The sequence below is a fragment of the Mesorhizobium sp. M4B.F.Ca.ET.017.02.2.1 genome (assembly GCF_003998955.1).
GTDB lineage: Bacteria > Pseudomonadota > Alphaproteobacteria > Rhizobiales > Rhizobiaceae > Mesorhizobium > Mesorhizobium abyssinicae.
This window is the reverse complement of sequence record NZ_RZOF01000106.1, coordinates 13,608-16,976: the sequence shown is the minus strand read 5'-3', so window position 1 is coordinate 16,976 and position 3,369 is coordinate 13,608. Positions and strand designations below refer to the sequence as shown.

5 protein-coding genes are annotated in these 3,369 nt (G+C 66.2%); all 5 read right to left on the bottom strand.

What is annotated here, in order from left to right; all coding sequences use genetic code 11:
* Positions 1-567 (bottom strand): ABC transporter permease subunit (locus EN738_RS15225; protein WP_127284403.1); only part of this gene is annotated, 567 nt, incomplete at its 3' end.
* Positions 564-1,337, bottom strand: coding sequence for an ABC transporter ATP-binding protein (locus tag EN738_RS15220; protein ID WP_127284402.1), 774 nt, complete (start codon positions 1,335-1,337; stop codon positions 564-566). The genes EN738_RS15225 and EN738_RS15220, both read right to left, overlap by 4 nt.
* Positions 1,337-2,365 carry an ABC transporter substrate-binding protein gene (locus tag EN738_RS15215; protein WP_127284404.1) on the bottom strand — a complete coding sequence of 343 codons (1,029 nt, stop codon included), beginning with the start codon at positions 2,363-2,365 and terminating at the stop codon, positions 1,337-1,339. The genes EN738_RS15220 and EN738_RS15215 overlap by 1 nt, the downstream gene beginning before the upstream one ends.
* A gap of 81 nt (positions 2,366-2,446) precedes the next feature.
* Entirely contained in the window at positions 2,447-2,884 is a 438-nt protein-coding gene (locus EN738_RS15210; protein WP_127284401.1) for a VOC family protein, read from the bottom strand.
* Between the two features lies 1 nt (position 2,885).
* Positions 2,886-3,369 (bottom strand): FCD domain-containing protein (locus EN738_RS36305; protein ID WP_245494548.1); only part of this gene is annotated, 484 nt, incomplete at its 5' end.

The window sequence follows — 3,369 nt, the reverse complement described above, 5'->3', positions numbered from 1 at the left end:
GGCGGAGGCAATCCTAAGCGAGGAGAACAGCATCGGCAGCGCGCGCGGCAGGCGCAGGCTCCAGAAAATCTCCGAGCGCGTCGCCGATAGAACCCTAAACAGCTCGTGCTCGCTGCTGCTGGCCGAATCCAGTCCGCGGATCATGTTGACCAGCGTCGGGAAGAAGCAGATCACCGCGGCGATGACGATCTTCGGCGTCATGCCGAGCCCGAAGATCAGGATGATGATCGGCGACAGCGCCAGGATCGGGATGGTGTTGAAGAACAGCACGATCGGGAAGTAAGCGGCCTGCAGAACGCGGCTGTGCACGAACAGCACGGCGAGCATCACGGCCGCAAGGTTGCCGATGACGAAGCCGGCCAGCGCCTCGATCAGCGTCGGCCAGAGATTGCCGAGCAGCAATGCAAAGCTCTTCTGGAAGACGCCGAATATCGCCGTCGGCGTCGGCACGATATAGGCCGGCACGCCGAGCCACGGCAGCAGGAACTGCCAGGTGAACAGGATGGAGGCCGCGCCAAGCACGGGCAGCGCGATCGCCAGCGCCGGCGGCAAGGGTGCCTGTTTCATGACGCGCGCTCCAGCGCCGCGCGCAGTTCCGCCATGGCAGCGATGACAGCCGGATCTTCGCGCGAGCAGCGGTTGCCGTCCTGCTTGAACGGCCGCATGTCGAGATCCTTGATCAGCCGTCCCGGATTGGCGGCAAGCACGATGACCCGCTCGCCAAGATAGGCGGCTTCGGCGATCGAATGGGTGACGAAGAGGATGGTCGTGCCGGTGCGCCGCCACAGCGCCAGCAATTCGTCGTTGAGGCGGTCGCGTGTGATCTCGTCCAGCGCGCCGAAGGGCTCGTCCATCAACAGCAGCCTGGGCTCGCCGAGCAGTGCGCGGGCGATCGCCACGCGCTGGCGCTGGCCACCCGACAATTGGTGCGGCAGGCGCTCGCCGAAGCCGCCAAGCCCCATCAGTTCCAGCAATTCCTCGCTGCGGTCCTCGATCTTGCGCGTCAGGCTGCCTTGCCCGACTGCAAGCGGCAAACGCACATTGTCGCGCACCGTGCGCCAGGGCAGCAGCGTCGAATCCTGGAAGACGAAACCGACATCGCGGCGCGAGCGCACCGCATGCGGCGTGTCGCCAAGCACGCTGATCGTGCCGCCGAGCGGGTCGAGCAGGTCGGCGACCACGCGCAGCAGGGTCGACTTGCCGCATCCCGACGGGCCGAGGATCGACAGGAAGGAGCCGGCCGCGACCGTGAGGTCGAGGCCGGCGAGCACTTTCACCGCCGTCTGCCGGACGCCATAGCCGACATCCAGTCGGCTTGCCTCGATCGCGTTCGCCATCAGGCGGCGGGCGCGTCGAGCTTGGGCCGGTCGGCGGCCGACAGTTCGAGGATCTTGGTGGTGTAGACATCCGCGGCCGCCGGCCGGCCGTTCGGGTACTGGCCGACCTTGTCGAGCAGCGCCAGCTGCTCCTCGATGGAGGCAGGGTCGAACGTGCCCCAGCCGTCCTTGGCGGTGGCGCCGTCGAAGGAAAGCTTGAGAACGAGGTTGATCGTCTTTTCCTCCCAGCCGAGATCCATCTCCGGATAGGCGGCGACCATCTTCTTCACCGCGTCCTGCGGGTTGGCATGCACCCAGCCCCAACCCTTGGCGACGGCGCCGATGAACTTCGCCAGCGTGTCTGCATTCTCCTCGATCGCCTTGTCGGTGGCGAAATAGACATCGGCGTAGGAACTAAGCCCGAGATCGCGCACGAGGAGGTCGATGCGGTCGTCGCCGACGACGCTCAGCGCCTGCGTGTTGGTGATCCAGCCGCCGATGGCGTCGACATCGCCGCGCACCAGCGGCGCCTTGTCGAAGCCGACATTGACGATGGTGACTTCCGACGGATCGATGCCGTTCTTGGCCAGGATCTCGTCGATGACGAACCGCGCCGTCGGCTGGATGCCGATCTTCTTGCCTTTGAGGTCGGCAACGCCGCGGATCGGCTTCGCCGGCTTCGAGGTGAAGGCATAGGGGCCGGTGCGGAAGCCGCAGGCGATGATCTTCACCGGCACACCGCTGGCGCGCGCCGCGTAGAGCTGCGGCGTTTCCGAGAACTGGCCGAGCTGGGCGGCGCCCGAGACCACCGGCGGCACGGTCGCTGCGTTCGGTCCGCCGGGGCTGAACTCGACCTCCAGTCCGGCGGCCTTGAAATAGCCGTTGGCGACGGCGGCGATATCGCCGATCTGGCCGTTGGACATCAGCCAGTCATACTGGATGACGACCTTGCCGGCCGCTTTGGCGCCTGGCGTCAGCACCAGCTGCATGCCGGCGGACGCGGCGGCGACGGCGGCGATGCCGGATTTCACGAAGCTGCGGCGGTTCATGTCGAAATGCCTGTTCCCACTCATTTTTCGCTCCTGTTGCAAGAGGTTTCTTCATTGCGCGCCGCTCCCACGGCGCGCCGTCTACGGCTGTTCGTCGTGGTAGTCGCCGGGGCCGCCGTCGAGCCAGGCGTATAATTCCCAAAGCGTGTCGTCGGGATCGGTGAAGTAGGCGCAGCGTGCGTTCCAGACATAGTCTTGCGGCGGACCATAGAAGGGCACGCCCTTGGCGCTCAGCTCGCTATGCAGCCGGTCGATCTCGCCGGGGCTGTCGAGCCGCACCGCCACGCAGACCTTGTGCGCCTGGCGCGGCGATCTCAGCTTGGACACGCCGGTATGCCGGTTGATGTGGTCGATCTCCCAGGCGGCAAGCGTCACGCCCTCGCCATGGAAGTCGGCAAAACCCTCGGCGCGGCGGCGCAGCCGGAAGCCGAGCTTCTCGACATAGAACGCCACCGTGCGCTCGATGTCCTCGACGAGCAGGCAGACATCCGAAATCGCGTTTGTGTCCCCGATCGGCATTTTACTTTCCCTTGCCGGACTGTTTGCGCCGCGCTGCCGGCAGCTTGACGCCGACGCGCTCCGCCGCGCCGATGATGTGGGCGCGCATCGCTGCCTCGGCGGCGCTGGGATCGCCGGCGACCAGCGCCTCGTAGATGCGCACATGTTCGCCGACATTGACCTCGACCAGATCGTGCAGCGGGTTGGTCAGGCGGGCGTAGTGGATCGAGCGGCGGATCTGTTCGCAGACGAAGGAGATGAAGGTGTGGATGTAGCTGTTGCCGGTGGCGCGCGCGATCTCGCGGTGGAACAAAAGGTCCGCATCGATGCTGCCTTCCTCCCAGCGCTCCTCGCCGCTCATGCGGTCGAGCGTTGCCTTGATGGCGTCGAGGTGCTCCTGTCCGCGCCGCTCGGCGGCAAGTGCCGCGGATTCGGCCTCGAGGATGCAGCGCAGCTCGAAAAGCCGCTCCATGTTCTCGCTGTCCTTCAGCGCCTCGCCGTCGATG